The organism is Thalassospira sp. SM2505 (assembly GCF_054901115.1).
In genome coordinates, this window is sequence record NZ_CM142731.1 from 4,013,807 (window position 1) to 4,039,468 (window position 25,662).

Consider the following 25,662-nt stretch of genomic DNA (forward strand, 5'->3'; position numbering starts at 1 on the left):
TAACGCCTTAATAGGCATATTCCTTAAAGACCGGATCGACCGAACCGTTCCATTCGGTTTCATATTTATCAAGGAACTCTTCGGCAAGCGTACGACCACTTTCCGCCACATCTTCAAGGCTTTCGAGGAAATGGGTTTCGTCATCGCCATAGCCATCCATGCGACCACGTGCATGAAGGCCCTGTTTGGAAACAGCAAGGACGTCCTTCGCCAGATCCTGAACGGTGCCATTCTTGAATTTGGTGGCCAGTGCCGTACGCGGAACATCATTGCGAAGGGCTTCGCGTTCCTCAACCGACAGATCCTTGACCAGATCCCATGCTGCATCAAGGGCCGCATCATCATATAGCAACCCGACCCAAAGGGCCGGCAACGCACAGATGCGCTTCCACGGACCACCGTCAGCCCCGCGCATTTCAAGGAACTTCTTAAGACGCACTTCGGGGAAGGCGGTTGTCATATGGTCCGACCAGTCATTCATGGTCGGGCGTTCCCCCGGAAGCACATCGAGCTTGCCATCCATGAAGTCACGGAACGACTTGCCCGCAGCATTGATGTATTTGCCATCGCGATAAACAAAATACATCGGCACATCAAGCATATAGTCGACATAGCGTTCAAAGCCGAAACTGTCCTCGAACACGAACGGCAACATACCGCACCGATCCGGATCGGTATCGGTCCAGACGTTTGACCGTGATGACAGGAAACCGCTTGGCTTGCCGTCAACAAACGGTGATGCCGCAAACAATGCAGTCGCAACCGGCTGAAGCGCAAGCGAGGTCCTGAATTTCTTGACCATGTCGGCCTCGGAACTGAAATCCAGATTGACCTGGATGGTCGAGGTCCGAAGCATCATATCAAGGCCAAGATTGCCAACCTTGGGCATATATTCGCGCATGATCCCGTAACGCCCCTTGGGCATCCACGGAATGTCTTCACGCGCCCATTTCGGCTGATGACCGACACCAAGCATATCAATGCCAAGATCACCGCAAATTTCGCGCAGTTCATGAAGATGGGTATGCACTTCACCACAGGTCTGGTGAATGTTTTTAAGCGGGGCACCCGACAGTTCGATCTGACCGCCCGGTTCAAGCGATACAGAACATTTGTCCTTGGTCAGTGCGATGACATTGCCGTTCTCGATGATCGGCTCCCAGTCATAGCGTTCGGCAAGGGCATTCAAAAGGGTTTTAACACCCCGTTCCCCTTCATAGGGGATCGGGCGAAGGTCATCGCGGGTGAAGGCGAATTTTTCGTGTTCGGTGCCGATGGCCCAGTCACTTTTCGGTTTGGAACCGGACTCGAACCATTCGACAAGCTGACGCCGGCTTTCAATAACCGGGCTGTCACCAGTGGAGGCGCTGACAGTCATAAAGGGCTTCCCCTAATCTCTCGCAACTGGTCGGTGTGACCAATCGCCGATGCGATCCTGAAATACCGTCAATGCAGCAATTGCCGCTGTCTCCGCCCGAAGGATACGTGGGCCGAGACTGACAGGCGTTGCAAAAGGCTGTTTGCGGATACGTTCAAGTTCGTCGGCGCTAAAGCCGCCTTCGGGTCCAATCACGAGTGCATGGTTAACAACATTGATATTGTCGATAACCGAGCCAGCGCCCTTTGCCAATAGCTGACTTAACACTTCACCAATTGGTGACCCCGATCCCGTCTCGTCACAGAACAGCAAATGGTGATCTTCGGCACCATTTGCGACCCAGTCGAGAAGACGTACCGGCTCGGCAATTTCAGGCACAGTCAGGCGCTCGCACTGTTCGGCGGCCTCGATGACCTGTGCCTGCAAACGATCCAGCCGCACCTTGTCGGTGATACCGTGCTGGGTAATGACCGGTTGAAGTTTTCCAACACCAAGTTCGACCGCCTTTTCAATCAGGAAATCAAGGCGCTGTTTTTTGATCGGCGCGAAAACAAGAGTCGGTCCGGCCTCGGTGCCCTGTTCGCGCAATTGCGTCCCGGCGGTGATGCGCCCCTTCTTTTTGCGAAGCTCGCTGATCGTGCCTAGCCACTCGCCATCGCGCCCGTTAAAAACTTTAACTGGCGTTCCGGGCTTGAGACGCATCACATGTTCAAGGTAATGAGACTGTTCAGGAGCAAGTTCGATCTCGCAACCGGCCGTGATAGGATCATGGACGAAAAGGCGCTGACGGGCGCGGGTGGCATCTGCGGTCATGTAGGTCCCCAAAGCCGTTCTACGGCGACTTGAAAAAGTTTTTTGTTAGATAGGCCAATTATGACACAGGTCAACCAACCAATACAGAGTACCAAAAACGACATGCCGGCAGATGGCTGGATTGACCGTTACGTGCCTGAACCCGTTCGCCCGTATTTGAAGCTACTGCGTCTTGATCGACCTATTGGCACATGGTTGCTGCTTTTGCCTTGCTGGTGGTCAACTGCGATGGCCGGTGGCATTACAGACGGTATTACCGCCAAGCAAATCGTCATCATGATGGCCCTGTTTGGCGTTGGGGCACTGATCATGCGCGGGGCCGGATGTGTGATCAATGACCTTGCCGATCGTAATTTCGATGGCAAGGTCGAACGCACCATCACCCGTCCCTTGCCCAGCGGTCAGGTCAAGGTATGGCAGGCATTGCTGTTCCTTGGCTGCATGATGCTTCTGGGTCTGGCCATTCTGGTGCAGTTCCGGATTGAGGCGATCGTTGTCGGTATCTGTTCGATCCCGATCATTGTTGTTTATCCGTTCATGAAGCGGTTCACCTATTGGCCGCAATCGGTCCTTGGACTTGCCTTTAACTGGGGCGCGCTTGTCGGATGGGCGGCCGTCACCGGAACAGTCGCACCAGCGGCAATTGCCATGTATGCGGCGGGCTTCTTCTGGACGCTTGGCTATGACACCATCTATGCCCATCAGGACAAGGATGATGATGCCAAGATCGGGTTGAAATCCCTTGCCCTGCGTCTGGGGGACGCAACCCCGAAATGGACAATGGGCTTTTATACCCTGACCACATTGCTGCTTGGCATTTCGGGCATGCTGGCCGATTTGCACTGGTCCTATTTCGTGTTACTCGGTCTTGCAGGCATTCATCTGGGCTGGCAAGTCGCAACCGTCAAGCTTGACGACGCGGCCAATTGCCTGCGACGTTTTAAATCGAACCGGGATTATGGATTGCTGGTGCTTGGCGCCATTGTCATGTCGCATCTGATCGCGCTTGCCTGACAAGTTTCAGATCGGGGCTGTGTTTTTTGAATACGCACACCATCTGTCTGATATCACGACAATTACAAGGGCACATTTATGGCCGCAATGCTTGCCTTGATGATCGCCGGTCTGATCCTTGCCGGGGTTGGTGCCCAATGGTTCGCCTGGCGGGCCGGGATACCCGCCATTGTCGTGTTATCCGTATTGGGCCTTGTTCTGGGCCCGGGAACCGGGTTGCTTGACCCGGTAACGGATTTTGGCCCGCTTTTGCCGCCTTTGATTTCGATTGCAGTGGCCGTCATTTTGTTTGAAGGCGGGCTTGCGCTTGATTTCCGGGAATTGCGCCAAAGCGTCAGCGGCATTTTACGTCTGACAACATTTGCTCCCCTTCTGGCATGGCTGCTTGGTGCGACAGCGGCCCATTATCTTGCCGGGCTGAGCTGGCCGGTGGCAGCCCTGTTTGGCGGGATCATGATTGTTACCGGCCCGACTGTCATAGCCCCCCTGTTACGTCACGCCCGGTTATCAAAACATCCCGGCACGCTTTTGAAATGGGAAGGCATCGTCAATGACCCGATTGGCGCCCTGTTTGCCGTCTTGGCCTATGAGGTGATTGTCGCGGTTGAACGGGGCAACGGACTGGGCGGTGTCATTGGCCATCTGGCCTTTACCATCCTGATTGCAATCGTTATCGGTCTTGCTGCCGGTTTTATGACCGTGCAGGTATTTCGTCGTGGCTGGATACCCGAATTTCTCAAGGCCCCGCTGGTTCTTGGCGTGTTGCTGACGTCATTTGCCGGGGCAAATTTCGTTCAGGATGAAACCGGGCTTCTTGCCGTGACTGTTCTAGGTCTTGTTATCGGCAATGCCCATCTGATGGCGATTGACGAAATTCGCCGTTTCAAGGAAACCCTGACCGTCATACTGGTTTCAAGTGTCTTCATCATTCTGACCGCCATCCTGAAATGGTCAATGATCGAGGAACTGACCTGGGGCCACGGGTTGTTTGTCCTTGCCATGCTGTTCATTGTGCGCCCGGTTTCAATTCTGGGTGCGCTCAGCTTTTCAAAGATTGCATGGCGCGAACGTTTGCTGGTGAGCTGGATTGCGCCGCGCGGGATTGTTGCCGTCGCGGTTTCAGGCCTGTTTGGACGCGAACTTGTCCATCTGGGACATGAAGATGGCAAACTCCTGATCCCGCTTGCCTTTGCAATGGTCTTTTCCACGGTTCTTCTGCATGGTTTTTCGATCCGGCCGCTTGCCCGTCACCTCGACCTTGCCCTTAAAGGTCCGCCCGGTGTCCTGATTGTTGGTGCCCATCAATGGACGATTGATCTGGCAACCCGGCTGCATGAACTTGAAATCCCGGTTGTTATTACCGATTCCCGCTGGCATGCACTGCGCCCGGCCCGCGAGGCCGGATTGACGACATTTTACGGAGAAGTCCTGTCTGAAGTATTCGAGCATCACCTTGACACGACCGGATTGGGTAAACTGATCGCGGCAACCGACAATGATGCCTATAACACACTGGTCTGCACCGATTTCGCCCCCGAATTCGGGCGACGCTCGGTCTTTCAGACCGGACTGCATCGCGGCCCGGATGATCGCAGTCGCCACAAAGCCAGCCAGACGCTTGGCGGATTACAGTTGTTTTCCAATCCCCTGACCACGGACGATATCCGCCGTGACTATCGTAACGGGGTTTCCGTTCGTCAAACCAGACTGACCGATGAATTTGGCTGGGATGCATTCACTGACCTGCATGACGAATCCCCGACCATTCTGGCGATGGTGCGTGGCAATCAGCTGTTTATCGGCCCGGATATCCCCAAAGCCAAATCGCGCGATGTGATCTTGTATCTTGGCAAGACCGAAACAGAGGCCGCTTGATAATCGACCTTGCTCAATTGCAGCAAAGCCGGTACTTCCCGCACATGATCACCGTCAAAGTAGCCAATTCATGACCGAAAACATCTTTGCTGACGCCCTGGTTCCGGAAGTCGACGATCCGCAATTTGCCGATCTGATCGAGACTTTTACTGTACCGGCACGCGTGCCGCTGGCGCCGGAAATCGAGATGTATCTGGCGACCCATATCACCCCGCTTTGGCAAGCCACCGAGGATATTCTTGGTGTGCTTGATATTCCGCCCCCCTACTGGGCTTTTGCATGGCCCGGCGGTCAGGCAATCACGCGCTATATCCTTGATCACCCGGAACTGGTGCGCGGCAAACGGGTGCTGGATTTTGCCTGCGGTGGCGGGATGCAGGCCATTGCCTGTGTGATGGCCGAGGCCGCCGAGATACTGGCAAATGATATTGATCCGGTCGCGATTACCGCGACCCGGCTCAATGCAAAGCGCAACGGGGTCGACTTCCCGACCACGACCGAGAACTTCGTGGGCACCAGTGCGCCAGAAAAGCGCTGGGACGTGATTTTTGCCGGTGACGTCTGTTATCAGCAGGACATGGCCAATGCCGTTCTGCAATGGCTGATGGCAGAAGCGCGCCTTGGCACCCGTGTTATCCTTGCCGATCCGGGCCGAACCTATGCCCCGACCCATAATATCGACGAACTCGAAACCTATGACGTGCCCGTCGATGTTGCGGTCGAGGATACTGATACAAAATTCACCCGGATCTGGCAGCTCCTGCCAGACCGGGAAAATATGGCTTAAAGCGTGATCAGCTTGCGATGCTTTTTACGCAGTCATTCAGTTCGGAAATGCCGTTAAAGACAAACTGAATGTTTTTCGAAATATCCTGTGTGACGCTTGTCTGTTCCTCAACTGCGGATGCAATTGAATCGACATAGCCACTCACTGATTCCGCAGATGTTGAAATACCCGCAGTGGATGCCACCACCCGCTTGGTAATGTCCATCATTGCTTCGATCTGCGTTTCGATTTCGTCGGTTGCCTTGGCTGTCTGGTTGGCAAGGTTTTTCACCTCGCCAGCAACCACCGCAAAGCCCTTGCCTGCTTCACCGGCACGCGCGGCCTCGATTGTTGCATTGAGTGCAAGAAGGTTCACCTGCTCGGCAAGGTCACGAATGATTTGCACAACACCGGCCATTGATTCAGACGTTGTTTCAAGATCGGCGCGAACCTCGTTGGCTTCTTCGGTTTTTGCAACAATATCGTTCATCGCAATTTGCGAGCGATGCATGCTTTCACTGATTTCCTGAATGGCGGCTAACATTTCCTCGGATGCGCTGGCGACGGCCTCGGCACTGGTGCTTGATCCTTCGGCCAGTTGCTTGGCTTTGCGACGGGCAAGAATTTGCTTGGTAATATCCGTGGCATATTTCACCACCTTGATCGGACGGCCATTCATGTCGACAACCGGGTTGTAGCTTGCCTGAATCCAGACTTCGCGACCGCCCTTGCCCAGTCGGCGGAATTCGGCGACCTTGTGTTCGCCCCGGCGAAGAGAATCCCAGAATTCCTTATATTCGGAACTTTGCGCCTCTGCGGGATCAATGAACATGCTGTGATGTTTGCCAATAACTTCATCAAAGCTATATCCCATCGCAGCCAGGAAATTGGCGTTCGCATTGCGAATGGTTCCGTCCATTTCAAATGAAATCACAGCCTGTGATTTATGGATTGCCTCTATCTGACCGGCAAAATTCGCAGCCTGAAGCTTTTGGGCAGTGATGTCGGTCGCGTATTTGACGACCTTGAAAGGCCGCCCTGCCATATCAAGGATCGGATTGTAGCTGGCCTGAATCCAGACTTCCTTGCCACCTTTGCCATAGCGCTGATATTCGGCTGCAAGGTGCTTTCCTGTCGCAAGCTGCTTCCAGAAATCGCGGTATTCCTGACTGTCGGCGTAGTCCTTATCGACAAATATCCGGTGATGCTTGCCCTGAATTTCCGAAAGCTGATAGCCCATCGTGGACAGAAAGTTCTCGTTCGCATCAAGAATGTTGCCATTCAGATCAAATTCGATAACCGCCTGTGATTTGCTGATCGCGGCAATTTGTCCGGCATAGTCGGCTGCCTTAAGCTTGCGTTCAGTAATGTCACTCGCGATTTTGAAAACCTTATAGGGCTTGCCGTTGCCCCCCAGCACGGAATTGTAGGTCGCCTGAATCCAGACTTCCTTGCCGCCTTTGCCAAACCGCTGAAACTCGGCTGTAAAGGATTCACCGCCTTTAAGCCGTTCCCAAAATTGCGCATATTCGGCACTTCGGGCGAATTCCGGATCAACAAACATGCTGTGATGTTTGCCACGCACTTCCGAAAGCTCATATCCCATCAATGTCAGAAAGTTCTGATTTGCATCGATTATTTGACCATCAAGCGAAAACTCGATCGTACCCTGCGATTGTTTGATCGCCTTTACAATATGGCTGTCACCCGAACCCGAACCGAACATGTATGCAGTCTCCCTAGGTCACGAGCTGTGAAAACACGCTCGCGCAACACAACACCGAAATTCTCCCAACAATCTCACCCAAAATCTGGTACCGCTTCGCAATTCCAATACCGTGCGAAGATTCAATCCAACTGATCGTTCTCAAATCTATCGGTTGAATACACCGTTCTGATGACGGCTTTGTACGTTTCACTTAAGCATCTGATTTCTATGATGTTATCCCCAACTTTGACACAATTCCAAATGTCAAAACATGCTTCTGAAGTATATATAGGGGTAGACTAGTGAGGATTACAGAGTGAAGACTGTTTTGGGATAAAGCGGTCGCGAATGTCTGTTCTGAACCGGGGATCATCTATCAGTCTGAGCACGAATTCAGCGCGCAAAACCTGGCCTGCACACTGCGCAGCATGTTCCATCATTTCCCATTGGCTAGATGCCCGATACCGTCGACCTGTCGCACGAATTGACGACAGGGCAAAAACACGACCATCGCCGAAAAGATACCCTGATGATGACTGATATATACCGACATGTTCAGGGCCTGATCCGCAATCAAGATCAATATCCCGACCATGAAGTTGCAGATACTGATAATGGGCTGGAACTGACTCGGTCAGATGCATGTGGCTCAGTTGCGCCGGGGTAAGCCAGGTAACCGCAATACGGACACACGTCCCCGGTGACGGGGCCAAAGTTGCCGGAATGGCACCGTAACCGGTGATATGAGTCGAATAGACAATATCGTGATGTTTCATCCAGCCAAGCGTTACCGGAATGACATCTGAAAGATTTTGGTGGGTGAATTTCCGCGCCAGTTGCACCGGCGCCCTGTTTGACCCGACGGCCAGAACGGGTATGCGACCGGCTATCTGCGCACTGACCTCGTTTCCTGTCAGAGGCCGGGTTATCCCGCCCTCAAACAGAAAGTCATGATCGGGTGCGGCATAGGGATACAAAAACGCGCGCAGGAGTTCCTGCGCGCGTGGATGCCGTTCGATCTGTTCGCGTAATACGGGGTCTGTAACAACCCGCGCGTCAGAAATCGAAAACATGGTTCGGTCGATCCGGCTTAGCCTTCAACGACACGGTAACGGAAGTTGCAGTCATCAACATGCTGCCAGGCCAGTTTCGACCATGCTTTTTCAGCATCGCCAAAGGTGGCAAACGGACCATGGCGCTCTTCGGAACCGCCAACCGGCTTTTCGAAGTCGGTGCTTTCATATTCACCGCCAACGACCCAGTATTCCTCAAGGCGTTCGATGCGGTAACGCGAATTCGCGTCATCCACCGACTGCCATGCCATTTTGGACCATTCCTGTTCTGCGTCTTCGAAGCTGCCAAACGGACCAACTTTGGTTTCTTCGCCAATCGGCTTGTCGAAACCGGTATCCTGATAGGTGCCCCCGATAACCCAATATTTGGCCATCTGTGCGTCCTTCATGCTTTTGGTGAGTTGCCATGCCGCGCGTTGTGGGCCACGCGACTCAATTCTAGCCCATGTATAACCAAATGATGCGTCAACCAAAACCGCAAAATTATGCAACGCAGCATCCCGGTTTCATGTAGGAAGCGATCGGCCCACTTACAAATAGCGTATTTGACAACAGCAAGGTTGTCCAAGCCCGCGTCCACGCGTATGAAGACAATCAGGTTTCAAAGCTTTGCAGATGACAGGTGCCATGCCCTATCAATCCCTTCGTGACTTCATGGATGCGCTCGAAAAGACCGGCCGTCTTGTCCGTGTCACCGAACCGGTATCCCCCAATCTTGAAATGACGGAAATCCAGACCCGTCTTCTTGCCGAAGGTGGCCCGGCGGTTCTGTTTGAAAATGTCGTCGGAGATGACGGCAAAAAATATGACATGCCGGTTCTGGTCAATCTGTTTGGCACGGTTGACCGGGTGGCGGCAGGCATGAACCGCAAACCCGAAGAACTGCGCGAAGTCGGTGAAACGCTGGCCTTCCTCAAACAGCCCGAACCACCCGCAAGCATCCGCGAAGCATTTTCGATGCTGCCGCTCGCCAAGACCGTCATGGCGATGAAACCCAAAACGGTTTCAAAGGCGCCGTGTCAGGAAGTCGTTCTTCAGGGTGATGACATTGATCTGTCGAAAATTCCGGTGCAGTCCTGCTGGCCAGGCGAACCCGCCCCGCTGATTACCTGGCCGCTGGTGGTGACCCAAGGCCCCACCGCCGGGGAAAAAGGTGGTGACAAGCGCGATGTCTTTAACCTTGGCATCTATCGCATGCAGGTGCTTGGCAAGAACAAGGCGATCATGCGCTGGCTGAAACATCGCGGCGGGGCGCAGCATCATGCGCGCTGGAAAAAGGAAAAGCGTGATCCACTTCCAGCCGCGATTGTTCTCGGTGCTGATCCGGGCACCATCCTTGCCGCTGTGACCCCGGTTCCCGATACCCTTTCGGAATATCAGTTCGCCGGTCTTCTGCGCGGCGAAAAGGTCGAACTGGTTGACTGCAAGACCGTCCCGCTCAAGGTTCCGGCAACGGCCGAAATCGTGCTTGAAGGCTATGTCTCGCTCGACGAATATGCACCCGAAGGCCCCTATGGCGATCACACCGGTTATTATAACTCGGTCGAGGATTTCCCGGTCTTTACCATCACCGCCATAACCATGCGCAAGGACCCGATCTATCTGTCGACCTTTACCGGTCGTCCGCCAGATGAACCGTCAGTTCTGGGCGAGGCACTCAACGACGTGTTCGTGCCGCTTCTGCAACAGCAATTCCCCGAAATCGTTGATTTTTGGCTGCCGCCCGAAGGATGCAGCTATCGCATTGCTGTTGTATCGATGAAAAAGGCCTATGCCGGTCACGCCAAGCGCGTGATGATGGGTGTTTGGTCATTCCTGCGTCAGTTCATGTACACCAAGTTCGTCATTGTCGTGGATGACGACATTGATGTGCGCGACTGGAAAGACGTCATGTGGGCAATCTCGACCCGGATGGATCCGGTACGTGATATCACCACGGTGACCGACACCCCGATTGATTATCTTGATTTCGCATCCCCGGTCAGCGGCCTTGGCGGCAAGCTCGGCCTTGATGCCACCAACAAGTTCCCGGGCGAAACCAACCGGGAATGGGGTGAAAAAATCTATATGGATGACGAGATTATCGACCGGGTGGATCAGAAATGGGAACGCTATGGCCTTCCCGGATCGGGCAAGAAAATCTGGCGGGACTAATCGCTAGATCCCGTGAAACACCATATCCAATGCGTTGGTGAGGGCGAAGCTGTCTTCAAACTCACCAACCTTTTCGCCAAACTCTGCGAGACTGACCGTTGCAATAAATTGCTTCAGTAAAACCCACTCATTGCTCTCAATCCTGATAACCGGATTTAACCGTTCCGCCGGGATTGCATATTCGGATTTGAGCCGCAGAGGGACAATGACGCGGGTTTTCAGGTCTGATAAAAGATCAGACTGCACATCAACGACATATCCCGCCTCAAACCGATAGATATCGCCCTTTGCCATCAGAATTTCCGATGTGCGGAAAGCGGAATACCCTGTTCTTCAACAAAGGCATTACTGGCTTCAAGTGCAGCCTTGTTTTGCGCGCGCCACTGTTCGGCCCGCTTCTTGGCAACCGCCTCACGCAGCCCCTGCTCTGCCGTCCGCGAGATATTAATTCCAAGGCTTTTGGCTTCTGCCAGCAATTCCACATCAATGCTGATATTGGTCGCCTTACGAAGTGCCGCTGCGTTCACGCCTGCCATTGACCGACCTTTCATGCGCACGTTCTATCAACTTTTCTCATTCGCCTCAATTTCGGAAAAAGAACCAGTGATCGCCATTATCGGCGGGCTTCTCCGAATAGAAGAATTGCGGCGCATCGCACATGAAATCGTCAACCCGGATGGCGAAGTTGCAGCTGTCTTTCGATCCGATGACTTCTTCCATAAATTCTGTGCTGTTTTCCTGCCAGCTCATGACGGGCGGGGCAGTTTCATCATGGATACAAAGCGCAAACTGTTCGGATTGTTCAAACGGCAGGTAATGGATTTCGCTTTGCGCCTTGCCACCATGGTTGGTCACAAACAGCATGGCAAATTTCGGACCTTCGGGGCTATCAAGATCAACCCATCCTGCAATCCGGTCGACCACATCGTCACAGGTAAAATCACCTGTCAGCATCTGATGACGATAGTTACGTGCATATTGCCCGCCCTGAAAGCGCATCTCGGCGTAAAGCTGAGCTGTTGATACCGGATCCGCCTTGCCATCGGCATTGAGTTCCCAGACACCGTTTTCATCAGGCCCGTTTGTCTGATCCTGATCATCGGCGAATGACGGATTACCAAACCCGACGAACAAGCCACCTGCAATCAGGCCAACCAAAATATTACGCATCAGTGTCCGATCCCGTTTGTCTGGCGATCATACCCGCCAATTATCATCTGTTTTCCGCACTATAGCAGATAAATCCCGGAAAACAGAGCCACCGCACCCTTGCCCGGTGGCCGGTTTCAAGCCACCTCTGAACAGAGGTGTCAGGATGCACAGACGCGACACGTTCTTTTTGTTTCTGCTCTTTGCGAATGCGTCCCTGCCCCCTATAACTAGCCCATAGATACATTCCGATATAAGGGAGCTTCCATGCCCAAGACCGACATGACACTTGATCGCATCAATGATCTGCTCAAAAGCGCCAAGAAAGCCGGTGCCGATGACGCAGATGCCGTCTATGTCGAAGGAACGTCGCTTTCAGTTGCCCAGCGTCTTGGCAAAATGGAAAAGCTTGAACGCTCCGAAGGGGCCGATCTTGGCCTGCGCGTTCTGATCGGCAAGCAACAGGCTGTTGTCTCGTCATCCGATACAAGTGATGCGGCACTTGCCGAACTTGTCGAACGTGCTGTAGCAATGGCGAAAAACGCGCCCGAAGATCCCTATTGCGGGATTGCCGATCCGTCCGAACTTGCCGAGACCTTTAATGTAGAAGCCCTTGAACTGTGTGAACCGGGCGAAGTCGATCAGGCAAAACTGATCGAATGGGCTACCGCCTGTGAAGAAGCCGCACGTTCGGTCGAAGGCATCACCAATTCCGAAGGTGCCGACGCTGGTTGGGGACGTCATCAGATCACCCTTGCTGCGACCAATGGCTTTGCCAATTCCTATGCCGGGTCAGGAAGCCATATTTCGGTTTCGGTTCTGGCAGGAACCGGCACGGCGATGGAACGCGATTATGATTATGACAGCGCGGTCTTTTCGACCGACTTGCGCGATCCGGCCGATATCGGCCTTAAAGCTGCTCAAAAAACCTTGCGTCGACTGAACCCGCGCAAAGTCAAAAGCACACAGGTCCCGGTCATTTATGACCCGCGTGTTTCGTCCTCCATCGTCGGGCACCTGTCCGGTGCAATCAACGGTTCGGGCATTGCGCGCGGTACCAGCTTCCTGCTTGACGCCATGGACAAGGAAATCTTTGCCCCGCATATCAACATCGTTGATGACCCGCACCGGGTGCGCGGCTTGCGGTCAAAGCCGTTTGACGCCGAAGGTGTCGCCAACCAGAAACGGTATCTGATTGAAAATGGCGTTCTGAAAACCTGGATCATGGATCTGCGTTCGGCCCGTCAGTTGGGCCTGAAATCGACCGGTCATGCATCGCGTGGTGCGGGAAGCCTGCCCAGTCCCTCGACCACGAACCTTTACATGGAAGCTGGCACCATTTCGCCCGAGGACATGATCAAGGACATCAAGTCGGGCCTCTATATCACCGACATGATCGGAAGCAGCATCAACGGTGTCACCGGCGATTATTCGCGTGGCGCATCGGGCTTCTGGATCGAGAATGGCGAACTTGCCTATCCGGTATCGGAAATCACTGTCGCCGGGAACCTCAAGGATATGTTCAGGACCGCCGTTCCGGCCAATGACCTGACCTTCAAATATGGTACCAACGCGCCGACATTGCGTATTGATGGCTTGACGCTGGCCGGCCAGTAACCGCAATAGCCTCATCAGACGAATTAAAAGACGCCCGGTTCAAATCAAACCGGGCGTCTTTCATTTCATATGGCCGATTTTACATACCCGGCGGGCAACCGATATCACGCAGTCCTGATGGTGCTGACGAAATGATCCGTTGCGCCCTTAAGCGTCGTGAAGTTTTCCGAAAGCATGCCGACCGCACGCAACACATCACCGGATGCCGTTCCGGCCTCGTTCACGGCCGAGCTTACGGTTGCGATGTTGGAACTCACAACGGTCGTGCCCGTTGCCGCCTGTTCAACGTTAAAGGCGATTTCGCGCGTCGCGGCAGTCTGTTCCTCAATAGCAGAGGAGATGGTTGCGATAATGGCTTCCATGTCCGTGACTGTTTTGCCAACCGCATCGACCTGACTGACCGCACTTCCGGTGCGCGTCTGAAGGTTTGCGACATAACGGGTGATTTCCTCGGTCGCCTTTGCGGTCTGGTCCGAAAGGTTTTTGACCTCGTTGGCGACAACGGCAAATCCGCGACCGGCATCACCCGCACGCGCGGCCTCGATGGTCGCATTAAGCGCAAGCATGTTGGTCTGATCCGCAATGTCGGAAATCAGTTTCAACACATTTGAAATATTCTCGGACGCATCGACCAGTTCTTTGAGATCAGCCTTGGTTTTCGTGACCTCGCCAACCGCATTGCGGGCGACTTCGGATGAATGAACAACCTGACGGTTGATCTCTTCGATCGAAGTGTTGAGCTCCTCGGTCGCCGACGCCACCGAATGCACATTACCGCTTGCCTGTTCGGTTGCCGACGCAACGGCCACGGTCTGTTCCGAGGCCGAACTTGCCAGACGCGACATGCTGTCTGCGGTCGCCTGCAACTCAACAGCAGCTGCGGCAACCGTTTCAATGATCTGCCCGACATCAGCATTAAAGGTATCAGCCGTCTGGTTCATGAAAAGACGCTGGGCTTCCTTGGCGCGCTTTTCGTCTTCGATGGCCTTGGCTTCAAGTTCGTCATTACGGATGGCGTTTTCCTTGAACACCTGTACGGCACCGGCCATTTGCCCGATTTCATCGCGACGTCCCTGCCACGGGATATTCACACTCAGATCGTGATCCGCCAGTTTGCGCATGAGCGCCGTGATCGCAACAATCGGTTTCGAAAGACGATCCCCGATCAACATCGCAATCGCAATTCCCAGCCCCATCCCCACCAGAGACGCGATCAGAATTTCAATTTCAGCCAGTTCGATTTCATGAATGACCCGTTCAAAAATCGTATGCTCGCTTGTTGTAAATTCCGTCATCAGGTCGGCTGTTTCGGACAGAAGAATATTGGATGCCTGCTCCATGTCACCGTTAACGGTGTCCATAATGATCAGTTCGTTGGAACGGATCTTGTCAAAGGCTTCGCGGTAATCATCAAACAGTGTCATGACTTCGGACAGGGTCTTTTTGTCTTCAGCATCCGGGACGGTCTGATCAAGTTCCAGCAGGCCGGTCTTGAGTAATCCGAATTCACTGGCTGCTTTTTCGCCAAAACTGTCATCCTGTCGACCAATCAGAATATTCGCATAAAGCCGCGCCAGCAGGGCATGCTCGCGCGCCGCCACCGCTTTTTTCAGGGTATCGATATTCTGGTTGTTTTCGGCCCGCGCAATCAGGGCATTAATATCCGAAACGACCTTGATCCCGTCGGGCTCAAGACGTTCGACAATCATCTCATGATATTCATCGCTGAGATCACGGACCTTTTCAAAGTCATGCATATAGCGATCAAGCGCGGTTGAGATGTTGGAAATGCGCGCACGATGTTCTTCGGAATCAAAGCGTTGCAACGCCTGATCAAGGATCGGACGAATTTCGTCTGCGATCAGGAAAACCTGTTCTGCATCCTGTGCCCTGGCTGTATTGGCAAATTCCTGGGCATGACTTTTAAAACGCAGGAATCTGGTTTCAATCTGGGCGACAAGACCTGCCTCTTCTACGCGCAGGGCGTATTCATCAACATCATGTGCAACCCGGGTAAAGCTGTAATAGGCAAAGGCCAATGCCGAGACCAGAATGATCAGGACGGCTGAAAAGCCGGAAAGAATCTTGGTTTTGACACCCAAATTCGCAAAAAACGATCCATTCGATGCGGAAGAAACTCGCGACACCATCATACCCTCCGAGTTCATGGCAGGACACCATGATCGCTTTGCACATCAGGGTATCTGCACTTGAACGTTGCGTTCATCCCCATATAGGGAGTTCATTACGCACATATTGGAATTATAATATTACCAATTACAGTAAAGGTTTGGTGGCAGTGAGGAAATTACAAGGAAAGGTAGAATAAACCTGTTGAAGCGCTACGACTCCCTGTCCTTACAGATACCTGGAATGAACTCTGTCGGCTTGGCCCGTTCAGATTTCCTGTTTAAGGACAATTGATGTCTTGACCTCTGCACAGGCTGGCAACAACGCCAGCGCATCACGAAGCGCGTTGAGCCGTTCGCTATTATCGACCCTGACATCCACAATCAGGTCCGGATCCCCCGCCAGCGAGAAACACCCGCGAACTTCGGAATACCCGGACAAATGGCGTATAACTTCATGTGCCGGCGTATGTTTTAAACGCACAAACAGAAATGCCGACAACCCGGCTTCCGAACCGGGATTGATTTTGACTTCATAGCCGGAAATCACCCGTTCCGACTCAAGCTTTTCAAGCCGATACCGGATTGTGGACCGCGCCAGACCGGTCTTGGCAGCAATCCCCTTAAGACTTTCGCGGCCATTGGCCCGCAGAACCTGCAATATCTTCTGGTCGGTATCATCAAGATGACGCATTTGGCCCCCGGCGTTGAACGGAACCAAACTTAACATAGTTAGCCATTAAAACAATATTTTGGCCATAATGGCGAAAGTATTGGCCAAATGACAAAACTAGACTGGCATCAACAACCAACGCCACAATGCGAGAATGCCAGATCATGTCACGTCCTGATTTTCACATCTATTCCGTACAAGAAGCCTGTGTCCTGTTCGCTCAGCATTTCAACCTTGCCGCCACGGCCATTCGCCTGCCCGGCGAGCGGGATTTGAATTTTCATATGACCTGCGAAGACGGCACACAGTTCATCTTCAAGATTTATGCCCCCAACACGGATCAGGACTGGCTTGCGGCTCAGGATCAGGTTCTTGATCACATCGCCCGGATCGGCGGATTTCCGGTGCCGCAATTACTTCTATCCAAAGCAGGTAGCACCACCACCGCAATCACCGATGACGATGGCAACCAGCGTCTCATAAGGACATTAAACTGGATTGACGGCACTGTCTGGGCCAAGGCACGGGAATCCCACGACCTTGATTTTGCCCAGATCGGAACCCTGCTTGGCCGTCTGGATGCCTGCATGAAAGAATTCGATCATCCGGCAGCCCATCGCGATTTCCTTTGGGATATCGCCCAGACATCAAAACATCGCGAATTTTCTGATCTGATTGGCGATGACGATGTGCGTGCATGTGTGACAGACATTCTCGACCGCTTCGATCACGGCATCGCCGAAAAACTTGCCAAAACACCGCGTCAGGTCATTCACAATGATGCCAATGACTATAATCTGCTGGTCGATGGAAACCTGACCATCAATGGCCTGATTGATTTCGGGGACTTCATCGAAACCCATCGCATTTGCAATCTGGCGGTCGCACTTGCCTATGCGATGATGGATCAGCCAGATCCGCTCGCCTGTGCTGTTGACATTATCACTGCCTATCACCGGGTAAACCCGCTTGGCGAGGATGAAGTCGCCATTCTTTATGATCTGATTGCCTGCCGTTTGGCCCAAAGTGCCTGCATGGCGGCCCAGCAATATGCCAAGGAACCCGACAACGACTATCTTCTGATCAGTCAGGCCGGTGTGAACGACCTTCTGGCCAGGATGGCAAAACTCAATCCGGCCATCGCCCATTACCGCTTCCGCGATGCCTGTGGCTGGGAACCCTGCCCCGGATCACGCAAGGTGGTGAACTGGTTGACGGTCAATGCCGATCAGATCGGTCCGGTTATCCCGCAATCCATGGATGCGTCGAACCTGCATATAGTTGATCTGAACGGACTGTCCCTCGATCCGGACGGCAAACTCCGCCCTGCCAACATTGTTACCGATGCCATCTTTGCCGCGATGGATGCCGCCAATGCCGAGGTGGGCGTTGGCAAGTACCTTGAAAACCGCAAAGTCTATCAGGGGCCATTCTTCGAGACCGCAACCAGGGGCGAGTGGCGCAGCCTGCATCTTGGCATTGACCTGTTTGTTCCCGATCAGACACCGCTTTTTGCGCCGCTTGACGGTGTGGTTGTCGTTTCAAACGACAACGCGCGCGATTTTGACTATGGCCCGATCATCATTCTTGAACACAAGACATCGTGCGGGCTGACTTTCTATACCAAATACGGCCATCTCAGCCGGACGTCACTGCCCGTCAGTCCGGTTGGCAAAACCGTGCGCAAAGGCGAACTGGTCGGTTATGTCGGGCCCTATCCGGAAAATGGAAACTGGGCACCACATTTGCATTTCCAGATCATGGTCGATCTGGTCGGTATGGGGGCAGATATCTGCGGGGTCGCCGCCGCGAGTGAGGCCAATGTCTGGAGCAGCATCTGCCCCAACCCGAACCTGATGCTCGGCATGGCGATTGATTGCCAGGATATCGTGGAACGGGCACCGGCAAAAATCACCGCCGAACGCAGTCGTCATCTTGGCCCGAACCTTAGTATTTCATACAAAAAACCACTCAAGATGGTCCGTGGTGCAGGCCAGTATCTTTATACCGATACCGGGGAAAAATACCTCGATATGGTCAATAACGTCTGCCATATCGGCCATTCGCATCCGCGTGTGGTCGCTGCTGCTGCCAGACAGGCTGCCGAACTCAATACCAACACCCGTTATCTGCATGACAATATCGTCAATTATGCAAACGAACTGGTCGCAACCTTCCCCGATCCGCTTTCGGTCTGTTTCTTTGTCAATTCGGGCAGTGAAGCCAATGATCTGGCCCTCCGTCTTGCACAGGCCTATAGCGGTCGCCGCGAAATGCTGATTGTTGATCATGCCTATCACGGTAACCTGACGTCGCTCATTGATCTCAGCCCCTATAAGTTCAATCGCAAGGGCGGCAAGGGATGCCCGGATCATGTCAAAATCTGTCCGATGCCCGACGGGTTCCGCGGACCGATCCGTTCCGATGATCCCGAATGCGGCAGGAAATACGCCGATCTGGCGATTGATCAGCTTCGCGCGTTTGAGGCCGAAGGCCGCCCGCCTGCTGCTTTCATCGCGGAATCTGTTCTTGGATGTGGCGGGCAGATCTTCTTGCCTGACGGTTATCTCAAACACATCTACGCGGCCGTTCGTGCATCCGGCGGTCTGTGCATTGCCGATGAAGTCCAGGTCGGTTTTGGTCGCGTCGGAAGCCACATGTGGGGCTTTGAACTGCAAGACGTGGTGCCCGATATCGTCACGCTGGGCAAACCGATTGGCAATGGCCATCCGCTTGGTGCGGTGATTACCACCCGCGAGGTCGCAAATGCGTTTTACAACGGCATGGAATATTTCAACACCTTTGGCGGCAATCCGGTGTCATGTGCCATCGGGCGTGAAGTTTTGCATGTTATCCGTGATGAACGTCTTCAGGCGAATGCACGCATTGTCGGCGATCATATGATGGCAAGATTGCGCGAAATTGCGGCAAGAAATCCGTTGATCGGCGAAGTTCGCGGTGCCGGTCTGTTCATCGGGATCGAACTGGTACACAACCTTGAAACAAAGGAACCGGCAACCGAAAAGGCCGGGCAGATTGCCAATATGATGAAGGATCGCAACATCCTGATTTCGACCGACGGCCCGATGGACAATGTCATCAAGATAAAGCCACCAATCACCTTTGACCTTGATGACGCCAACACGTTCCTCGGCAATTTCGAGGAATGTCTGGCCCTGGTCACCCCCTGACAACGGCAAGGTGATCTGAACAACAAATAAAAAAGCATCCCGGCGATCAATGGCCGGGATGCGTCAATTCTGTGTCCCCGCTTTGTTGGCTTAAGCCTTGGTCAGTTGAAGGGGCTGATTGCCTGAATCGACCATACCACCAGCAGCGCGTGCATAGGCTTGCGGCACCATCAGACGCACCGGATAAGGCGACAAACTGATTTCACAAGGAAGCTTTCCGGCACTTTCACCATCAATTTGCATTGGCGCTGGCCCACAATGACTGGTGATGGTGACCCGTTCTGTACGCACAACCGAAACATCACTTTGTTCGTGTAACCGGTTAAGTGTAAGTGCCAGCCCGTATCGCGACAGCGCACCAATACCGTTGCCAGGCATCAGCACCACGTCAAAACCGTTATCGGTCAGCTTGGCGGATGGGGAAATAATGAACTCGCCACCATAATGTTGGGCATGGGTAACAACCACGCCGGCCACGCGATAGTTTTCCCGCCCGATATTGACTTCAAAATCCCGGTGATGTGGAAAGATGATGTTGCGCAGACCTTCAAGGACATAGGCCCCCTTGCCGATCAGGCGTTTGAGCTTAAGCGATACATTGGCAACCGTATCGGCGTCTGCCCCCATGCCAACCATCAGGAAGAACGCCCGTCCATTGACCAGCCCCGGACGTATCCAGACCTGACCGGGATTGTTGATATAGTCGGCAATCGCCTTTGCCTTGCGCTCCAGACCAACCTCGACGGCCAGAACATTTGCGGTCCCCAGCGGGATCACCCCAAGTGGCGGGACTTCATGTCCCTCGATCTGGGCGTCAAGCAAGCCGTTAAGTGCTTCGTTCAGTGATCCGTCGCCACCCGCAACAAACAGCCGCTGATGGGCGCGCACCTTGCGGGCCAGCTCGCGTGCATGGCCCGGATGGGTGGTCTGTAACAATTCAACCTTGATCCCCGCGTGCTGCAAAATATTCGACAGGAATCGCTGTTTATTGCCGCCCGCACGCGGATTAAAGATCACAGTTACATCGGCATGAGCCATTCAGAACATACTTCCGAAATAAAACCGAAATAAATCATACATACGAAACACCATATGAAAGAAAATATGTAACAGTTGCTTTACAGAACGACGAAATTTCTGTGAACGGGTTATGTTGTCACGTTTTTTATTCTAAACCGATACTGGTTGAGGACAGTATTCGGCACCTTCAAATGCCGGGTTCCAGCCATCCTTTTGGCAGGATACGGAGGGGCGGCAATGACAGCGATGACGCTGCAACCGCATTACCGCACGGTCTGGATTTCAGACGTCCATCTGGGGACACGTGGATGTCAGGCAGATCTTCTTTTGGATTTCCTCAATGAAGTAACAGCAGACACCTACTATCTGGTCGGTGACATTATTGATGGCTGGCGGCTTAAGAAAAGCTGGTATTGGCCGGAAAGTCATCACGCTGTTATCACGACAATCATGGATAAGGCAAAAAATGGCGCCAAAGTCATCTTTGTCCCCGGAAACCATGATGAATTTGCCCGCGAATTTGTTGATATGACCTTCGGGCATGTCGATGTCAAAATGAACGATATCCATGAAACGGCCGACGGCAAACGTTTGCTGGTCATTCATGGCGACGAATTTGACGGTGTTGTCAAATATGCAAGATGGCTCGCCTATCTTGGGGACACGGCCTACAACCTCGCCATTGTTCTGAACCGCTATTACAACGGCATCCGCCGCCGTCTCGGATATGGGTACTGGTCACTGTCGGCCTATCTGAAGAACCGGGTCAAGAACGCGGTTCAGTTCATCTGCAATTTTGAAAATGCTGTTGCCCACGAAGCTGCCAAACGCAAGGTCGACGGCGTGGTATGCGGGCATATCCATCATGCTGAAAAACGCATGATCGGGGATGTTCTGTATTGCAACGACGGTGACTGGGTCGAAAGCTGCACGGCCCTTGTCGAAGACATGAACGGCAAACTTGAACTGCTTCACTGGGCAGAAATGCGCCAGATGGCGATGAGCCATTCCAATCCGGGCCGCGATGCATCAAGCGCCCCGTCACTGGGTCTTGGCAAACTGATTTCCATGTTCCGCATCGCCCATAGCACGGGCAGCTCCACATCAGGTGCATCAAAAAAACGCAATGATGCACCAATTGGAAAGACTGCATGAAAATACTGATCGTAACCGATGCCTGGTACCCACAGGTAAACGGTGTTGTCCGTACCCTTGAAACCGTACGCGGCGAGTTGGGCGAGATGGGGCATGACGTTCACGTCATCTCGCCCGATCAGTTCAAAACCATTCCATGCCCGACCTACCCGGAAATCCGCCTTGCCCTGTTTGCCAAACGCAAGATGGCAAAAATGATCGAGGCCCTGCACCCGGTTGCAATTCACATCTCTACCGAAGGACCGCTTGGGCAGGCGGCACGGTCCTATTGCCTCAAACACGGCCTGCCGTTCTCAACCGCCTATCACACGCGTTTTCCCGAATATATTCATGCGCGCTGGCGGTTACCGCTTTCGATCACCTATCGCGGCATGCGAAAGTTCCATTCGAAGTCCCGTTCAGTGATGGTGGCAACCGAAAGCCTGCGCCAGGAACTTTCCGACTGGGGTTTTGATAATCTGCATATCTGGTCGCGCGGGGTTGATCTTGATCTGTTTCGGCCACGCCCGGATGCAAGCTTTGGCGATTTTCCCAAACCGCATTGGCTGTTCGTTGGCCGGGTCGCGGTTGAAAAGAATATTGGTCATTTTCTTGATCTTGACTTGCCCGGCACCAAGTTCGTGGTCGGCGATGGCCCGCAGCTCAATGAGCTTAAGGGCAAGTATCCCAATGCTCAGTTCCTTGGCAAAAAGGTTGGCGAAGATCTGGCCAAGGCTTTTGCCTCTGCGGATGTGTTTGTGTTTCCAAGCAAGACCGACACGTTTGGCCTTGTGATCCTTGAAGCACTTGCATCGGGAACCCCTGTTGCCGTCTTCCCGGTTCAGGGGCCCGCCGATATCGTGCGCGGCACCAAGGCAGGCGCGATTGATGCCGATCTTCGCGAGGCGGCACTCGCCGCCCTTGACCTTAAATCAGAAGATGCCCGTGCGCTGGCCGAACAATATAGCTGGCAAAATTCCGCCAATCAGTTCCTGCACAATCTTGCACCCTTTTCCGGCGGGTTTGACGGGATCGAGGCCATCCGCATTTCCCTTGATGATGCGGCACGAACAGGCAGCATGGACACCCCGTCCGAACCGGACAGCCATGAAACCGGTACCGTCCCGATTGGGCAACCCGCGCAATAAGCGGGGCCAGTCGGGACGATTAATTGCGATAAAGACTTTTGCGCAATGTGCGATAGGCCAGAAGCCCGTTAAGCGCATCGGTGCCAAGCCATCTGCGGAACGGACGCAGGATCAGGTAAACCGGACGCAAAAGACGGATTACCTTGCGCAGTGGCACAAGCTGCGCAGCATCCTTGCCCGCCGCTGTGACATATGCACTCCATCCCGCACGCAACAGTTCCGGACGTTTTTTGAATTCGCGCTGAATGGAAAAAACAAACAGCAAAACGTCACGCGCCTGTGCATCTGCGACCGGCATTCGGGCATTGGGATCTTCTTCAAAATCAATAAAGCCGATCTCGCCATCTTCGCGGATCGTCATGTTTCGAAGCAACGGCGCCCCATGCGAGACCCCTGCCATATGCAATCGGGCCAAGGCTTTGGCGGCGGCCGCTATGTATGATTTGACCTTATCATCATGTCCGGCGCGCACTTCATCTTCGATGAAGGATTTCAGTATCCCGCCATTATCGCCAATCGCAATCCAGCTGGTACCTTCGTCAATCAGGTCCGGCACCAAAATGCCCCTGGCAGCAAGGTTGCGAAGCGTCGCGGCCTCGCTATCGAGACCGGCTTTTCCGCCCGGCGACACCGTTGGGCGCAACAGGGGAATGCCGGTGATATTGGCCCAAAAGCGCTGCAACCGATGCCAGACTTTCTGCTTTGCCGGCACCGCTTGCTTGACCCAGATACGCCTGCCATTCCAGCTCAGCGGAAAAACCCGTGCGCCAACACCTTGAGCAATTGTGTGCTCTACAAGTGCGTGTAGTTGCTCGTTCATTATTTTGTCTTATATGTCGCTCTTCGTACCCTGCTAAACAGCAGAGTAATTTTGTGCCCGTCGCGCGCGTCCTGCGGCTTGCCGCCCAACTCCCGGCATGTTAGCAACAGCGCGTGTATTTAATGTTATTTTGAAGCCCTATCCATATCGTTAGTATCAATCCGATACAATGTGGAAATGGCGGAAGCGACCAGGAAGAAGCAATTGCCCGAAAACTCCATGGACCATACTACAGAACATTGGGGAACCTGGCCTCTGGTCAAGCGCATCGTCAAGGATGCCGTTGCCCCCTATTTCGGCAAGATTTTCCTTGCCCTTCTGTGTATGGCTCTGATGGCAGGCGCAACGGGACTTTATGCCCTGTTGATGGATCCGATCATCAATGATGTCTTCATCAATAAAAAAGAGGCAATGCTGGTCCCTGTTGGCGCAGCAGTGCTGGGGTCGTTTGCTCTTAAAGGCTTTGCAAATTACGGCCAGACCGTTTTGATGAGCTATGTCGGCGGGCGTATTCTGGCAGATATCCAGAACCGTCTTTACGAGCATGTCATTCGTCTTGATATCGGCTTTTTCCACAGCACCAATACCGGCAAGCTGATAACCCGCTTTACCAATGACATCACGGCAATGCGCGCGGCTGTCTCGAACTCGCTGACCGGCTTTGGCAAGGACTTGCTGACGGCAATCGTTCTGATCAGCGTGATGTTCTACAAAGACTGGCTGCTTGCCATTATTGCGTTCACGGTCTTTCCCGCAGCAATTTATCCAATTGCGCGTCTGGGACGCCGGATGCGTAAAGTGTCGGCCAATACCCAACAGCAGATCGGCGAATTCGCGACACTGCTTGAACAGACTTTCCAGGGCATTCGCCACGTCAAAGCCTATGGCATGGAGCCTTATGAATGTTCGCGTATGGGCAGACTTGTTGAAATTGTCTTCAATCTCAGCTTCAAGGCGCAAACTGTCAGTGCACGTTCGTCGCCCATCATGGAAACACTCGGTGGTGCTGCGATCACTGCGATCATCATTTATGGCGGCAGCCGCGTAATTGACGGATCGAGCGATCCGGGCAGCTTCTTTGCCTTTATCACAGCACTCTTGCTGGCCTATGAGCCGGTAAAGCGTCTGGCAAACATCAACATCACCTTGCAACAGGGTCTTGCAGCATCGCAGCGCGTTTTCACAGTTCTTGATATCGAACCCGGGATCAAGGACGCTCCGGATGCCAGGGAACTGAAAGTTTCAGGCGGCAATATCAATTTCAGAAATGTCGCGTTTTCCTATAACCCGGAAATCACCGCGCTTCGCGATATTGATCTTGATATCAAGGCTGGTGAAACCGTTGCCCTTGTCGGGCCGTCCGGGGCCGGCAAATCGACCATTCTGAACCTGATCCCGCGCTTTTATGACATCGATAACGGTGCGATCAGCATTGATGGTCAGGACATTCGCGGCATCACGCTTGAAAGCCTTCGCAAGGCAACGGCATTGGTCAGTCAGGAAATCACCCTGTTTGATGATACAGTGCGCGCCAACATCGCCTATGGTCGTGCGGGTGCAAGCGATGCCGAGATTGAAGAAGCAGCCCGTCACGCCGCCGCCCATGATTTCATCCTGCAACTTGAAAATGGCTATGACACCATTGTCGGCGAGCATGGTGTGAAGCTTTCGGGTGGCCAGCGTCAGCGTATCGCCATTGCGCGCGCCATGCTGAAAAACGCACCGATCCTGTTGCTGGACGAGGCCACCTCGGCCCTTGATACAGAATCAGAGCGTCACATTCAGGGTGCGCTTGCCGAATTGATGAAAGGCCGTACGACACTTGTGATTGCGCACCGTTTGTCGACCATCGTTGATGCCGACAAAATCTGTGTGATCAATAATGGTCGCGTCATCGAGCAAGGTAAACATGAAGAATTGCTTGCACTGGGAGGCGCTTATGCGAACCTCTATAACTTGCAATTCTCTGAGGAAAACGGAAACTGATCCGGGTAATTTCA

21 protein-coding genes are annotated in these 25,662 nt (G+C 53.4%); 9 read left to right on the top strand and 12 right to left on the bottom strand.

Features of this window, described 5'->3' with window-relative positions; translation table 11 throughout:
- Positions 1 to 7 precede the first annotated feature (7 nt).
- Both ACTU44_RS18860 and ACTU44_RS18865 read right to left on the bottom strand, forming a co-directional pair.
- The gene (locus ACTU44_RS18860; RefSeq protein ID WP_462096098.1) at positions 8 to 1,378 is read right to left on the bottom strand and encodes a glutamate--cysteine ligase; all 1,371 of its coding nucleotides are present in this window, start codon (positions 1,376 to 1,378) and stop codon (positions 8 to 10) included.
- A 12-nt stretch (positions 1,379 to 1,390) separates the two neighbouring features.
- On the bottom strand, positions 1,391 to 2,191 hold the full coding sequence (locus ACTU44_RS18865; protein ID WP_336082279.1) for a 16S rRNA (uracil(1498)-N(3))-methyltransferase: 801 nt from the start codon (positions 2,189 to 2,191) through the stop codon (positions 1,391 to 1,393).
- Positions 2,192 to 2,251: 60 nt separating this feature from the next.
- On the opposite strand from ACTU44_RS18865, the gene ubiA reads away from it, so the two are divergent.
- The 3 genes from ubiA to ACTU44_RS18880 all read left to right on the top strand — a co-directional run bounded on the left by ubiA (position 2,252) and on the right by ACTU44_RS18880 (position 5,867).
- Positions 2,252 to 3,205, top strand: a complete 954-nt coding sequence (gene ubiA, locus ACTU44_RS18870; RefSeq protein WP_462096099.1) for a 4-hydroxybenzoate octaprenyltransferase — start codon at positions 2,252 to 2,254, stop codon at positions 3,203 to 3,205.
- Between the two features lie 78 nt (positions 3,206 to 3,283).
- Positions 3,284 to 5,080 (top strand): cation:proton antiporter, encoded by a 1,797-nt coding sequence (locus ACTU44_RS18875; protein ID WP_114098942.1) that lies wholly within the window; start codon positions 3,284 to 3,286, stop codon positions 5,078 to 5,080.
- Between the two features lie 70 nt (positions 5,081 to 5,150).
- Positions 5,151 to 5,867, top strand: a complete 717-nt coding sequence (locus tag ACTU44_RS18880) for a class I SAM-dependent methyltransferase (protein ID WP_336082286.1) — start codon at positions 5,151 to 5,153, stop codon at positions 5,865 to 5,867.
- 7 nt (positions 5,868 to 5,874) lie between these two features.
- On the opposite strand, the gene ACTU44_RS18885 is transcribed toward ACTU44_RS18880, so the two are convergent.
- The 3 genes from ACTU44_RS18885 to ACTU44_RS18895 form a co-directional block, all read right to left on the bottom strand.
- Entirely contained in the window at positions 5,875 to 7,572 is a 1,698-nt protein-coding gene (locus tag ACTU44_RS18885; protein WP_462096100.1) for a methyl-accepting chemotaxis protein, read from the bottom strand.
- A gap of 281 nt (positions 7,573 to 7,853) precedes the next feature.
- Positions 7,854 to 8,627, bottom strand: a complete 774-nt coding sequence (locus ACTU44_RS18890) for a hypothetical protein (RefSeq protein WP_462096101.1) — start codon at positions 8,625 to 8,627, stop codon at positions 7,854 to 7,856.
- A 17-nt stretch (positions 8,628 to 8,644) separates the two neighbouring features.
- Entirely contained in the window at positions 8,645 to 9,001 is a 357-nt protein-coding gene (locus ACTU44_RS18895; RefSeq protein ID WP_114099044.1) for a DUF4170 domain-containing protein, read from the bottom strand.
- Between the two features lie 253 nt (positions 9,002 to 9,254).
- Between ACTU44_RS18895 and ACTU44_RS18900 the strand changes: the two genes are divergently transcribed.
- On the top strand, positions 9,255 to 10,781 hold the full coding sequence (locus ACTU44_RS18900; RefSeq protein ID WP_114099043.1) for a UbiD family decarboxylase: 1,527 nt from the start codon (positions 9,255 to 9,257) through the stop codon (positions 10,779 to 10,781).
- 3 nt (positions 10,782 to 10,784) lie between these two features.
- Here the strand turns inward: ACTU44_RS18900 and ACTU44_RS18905 are convergent, their stop codons facing one another.
- The 3 genes from ACTU44_RS18905 to ACTU44_RS18915 are packed head-to-tail and all read right to left on the bottom strand — an operon-like array spanning position 10,785 to position 11,951.
- The gene (locus ACTU44_RS18905) at positions 10,785 to 11,075 is read right to left on the bottom strand and encodes a CcdB family protein (RefSeq protein ID WP_462096102.1); all 291 of its coding nucleotides are present in this window, start codon (positions 11,073 to 11,075) and stop codon (positions 10,785 to 10,787) included.
- Positions 11,075 to 11,332: a type II toxin-antitoxin system CcdA family antitoxin gene (locus tag ACTU44_RS18910; RefSeq protein ID WP_462096103.1), complete on the bottom strand. Its 258-nt coding sequence runs from the start codon at positions 11,330 to 11,332 to the stop codon at positions 11,075 to 11,077. The genes ACTU44_RS18905 and ACTU44_RS18910 overlap by 1 nt, the downstream gene beginning before the upstream one ends.
- 31 nt (positions 11,333 to 11,363) lie before the next feature.
- Positions 11,364 to 11,951 carry a hypothetical protein gene (locus ACTU44_RS18915; protein ID WP_462096104.1) on the bottom strand — a complete coding sequence of 196 codons (588 nt, stop codon included), beginning with the start codon at positions 11,949 to 11,951 and terminating at the stop codon, positions 11,364 to 11,366.
- A gap of 246 nt (positions 11,952 to 12,197) precedes the next feature.
- On the opposite strand from ACTU44_RS18915, the gene ACTU44_RS18920 reads away from it, so the two are divergent.
- Positions 12,198 to 13,547 (top strand): TldD/PmbA family protein, encoded by a 1,350-nt coding sequence (locus ACTU44_RS18920; protein WP_462096105.1) that lies wholly within the window; start codon positions 12,198 to 12,200, stop codon positions 13,545 to 13,547.
- A gap of 104 nt (positions 13,548 to 13,651) precedes the next feature.
- On the opposite strand, the gene ACTU44_RS18925 is transcribed toward ACTU44_RS18920, so the two are convergent.
- The gene (locus ACTU44_RS18925) at positions 13,652 to 15,715 is read right to left on the bottom strand and encodes a HAMP domain-containing methyl-accepting chemotaxis protein (RefSeq protein ID WP_462096106.1); all 2,064 of its coding nucleotides are present in this window, start codon (positions 15,713 to 15,715) and stop codon (positions 13,652 to 13,654) included.
- Positions 15,716 to 15,944: 229 nt separating this feature from the next.
- Positions 15,945 to 16,370, bottom strand: coding sequence for an Lrp/AsnC family transcriptional regulator (locus ACTU44_RS18930; RefSeq protein ID WP_181850320.1), 426 nt, complete (start codon positions 16,368 to 16,370; stop codon positions 15,945 to 15,947).
- Positions 16,371 to 16,513: 143 nt separating this feature from the next.
- On the opposite strand from ACTU44_RS18930, the gene ACTU44_RS18935 reads away from it, so the two are divergent.
- Positions 16,514 to 19,540, top strand: a complete 3,027-nt coding sequence (locus tag ACTU44_RS18935; RefSeq protein WP_462096107.1) for an aminotransferase class III-fold pyridoxal phosphate-dependent enzyme — start codon at positions 16,514 to 16,516, stop codon at positions 19,538 to 19,540.
- A 90-nt stretch (positions 19,541 to 19,630) separates the two neighbouring features.
- Here ACTU44_RS18935 and ACTU44_RS18940 read toward each other — a convergent pair whose 3' ends face one another.
- The gene (locus ACTU44_RS18940; RefSeq protein ID WP_114098933.1) at positions 19,631 to 20,578 is read right to left on the bottom strand and encodes a diacylglycerol/lipid kinase family protein; all 948 of its coding nucleotides are present in this window, start codon (positions 20,576 to 20,578) and stop codon (positions 19,631 to 19,633) included.
- 219 nt (positions 20,579 to 20,797) lie between these two features.
- Between ACTU44_RS18940 and ACTU44_RS18945 the strand changes: the two genes are divergently transcribed.
- On the top strand, positions 20,798 to 21,715 hold the full coding sequence (locus ACTU44_RS18945) for a UDP-2,3-diacylglucosamine diphosphatase (RefSeq protein WP_336082309.1): 918 nt from the start codon (positions 20,798 to 20,800) through the stop codon (positions 21,713 to 21,715).
- Positions 21,712 to 22,842, top strand: coding sequence for a glycosyltransferase family 4 protein (locus tag ACTU44_RS18950; RefSeq protein ID WP_114098931.1), 1,131 nt, complete (start codon positions 21,712 to 21,714; stop codon positions 22,840 to 22,842). The genes ACTU44_RS18945 and ACTU44_RS18950 overlap by 4 nt, the downstream gene beginning before the upstream one ends.
- A 19-nt stretch (positions 22,843 to 22,861) precedes the next feature.
- Here the strand turns inward: ACTU44_RS18950 and ACTU44_RS18955 are convergent, their stop codons facing one another.
- Positions 22,862 to 23,662: a BUD32 family EKC/KEOPS complex subunit gene (locus tag ACTU44_RS18955; protein ID WP_462096108.1), complete on the bottom strand. Its 801-nt coding sequence runs from the start codon at positions 23,660 to 23,662 to the stop codon at positions 22,862 to 22,864.
- 219 nt (positions 23,663 to 23,881) lie between these two features.
- On the opposite strand from ACTU44_RS18955, the gene ACTU44_RS18960 reads away from it, so the two are divergent.
- Entirely contained in the window at positions 23,882 to 25,648 is a 1,767-nt protein-coding gene (locus ACTU44_RS18960; protein WP_462096109.1) for an ABC transporter ATP-binding protein, read from the top strand.
- Positions 25,649 to 25,662 lie beyond the last annotated feature (14 nt).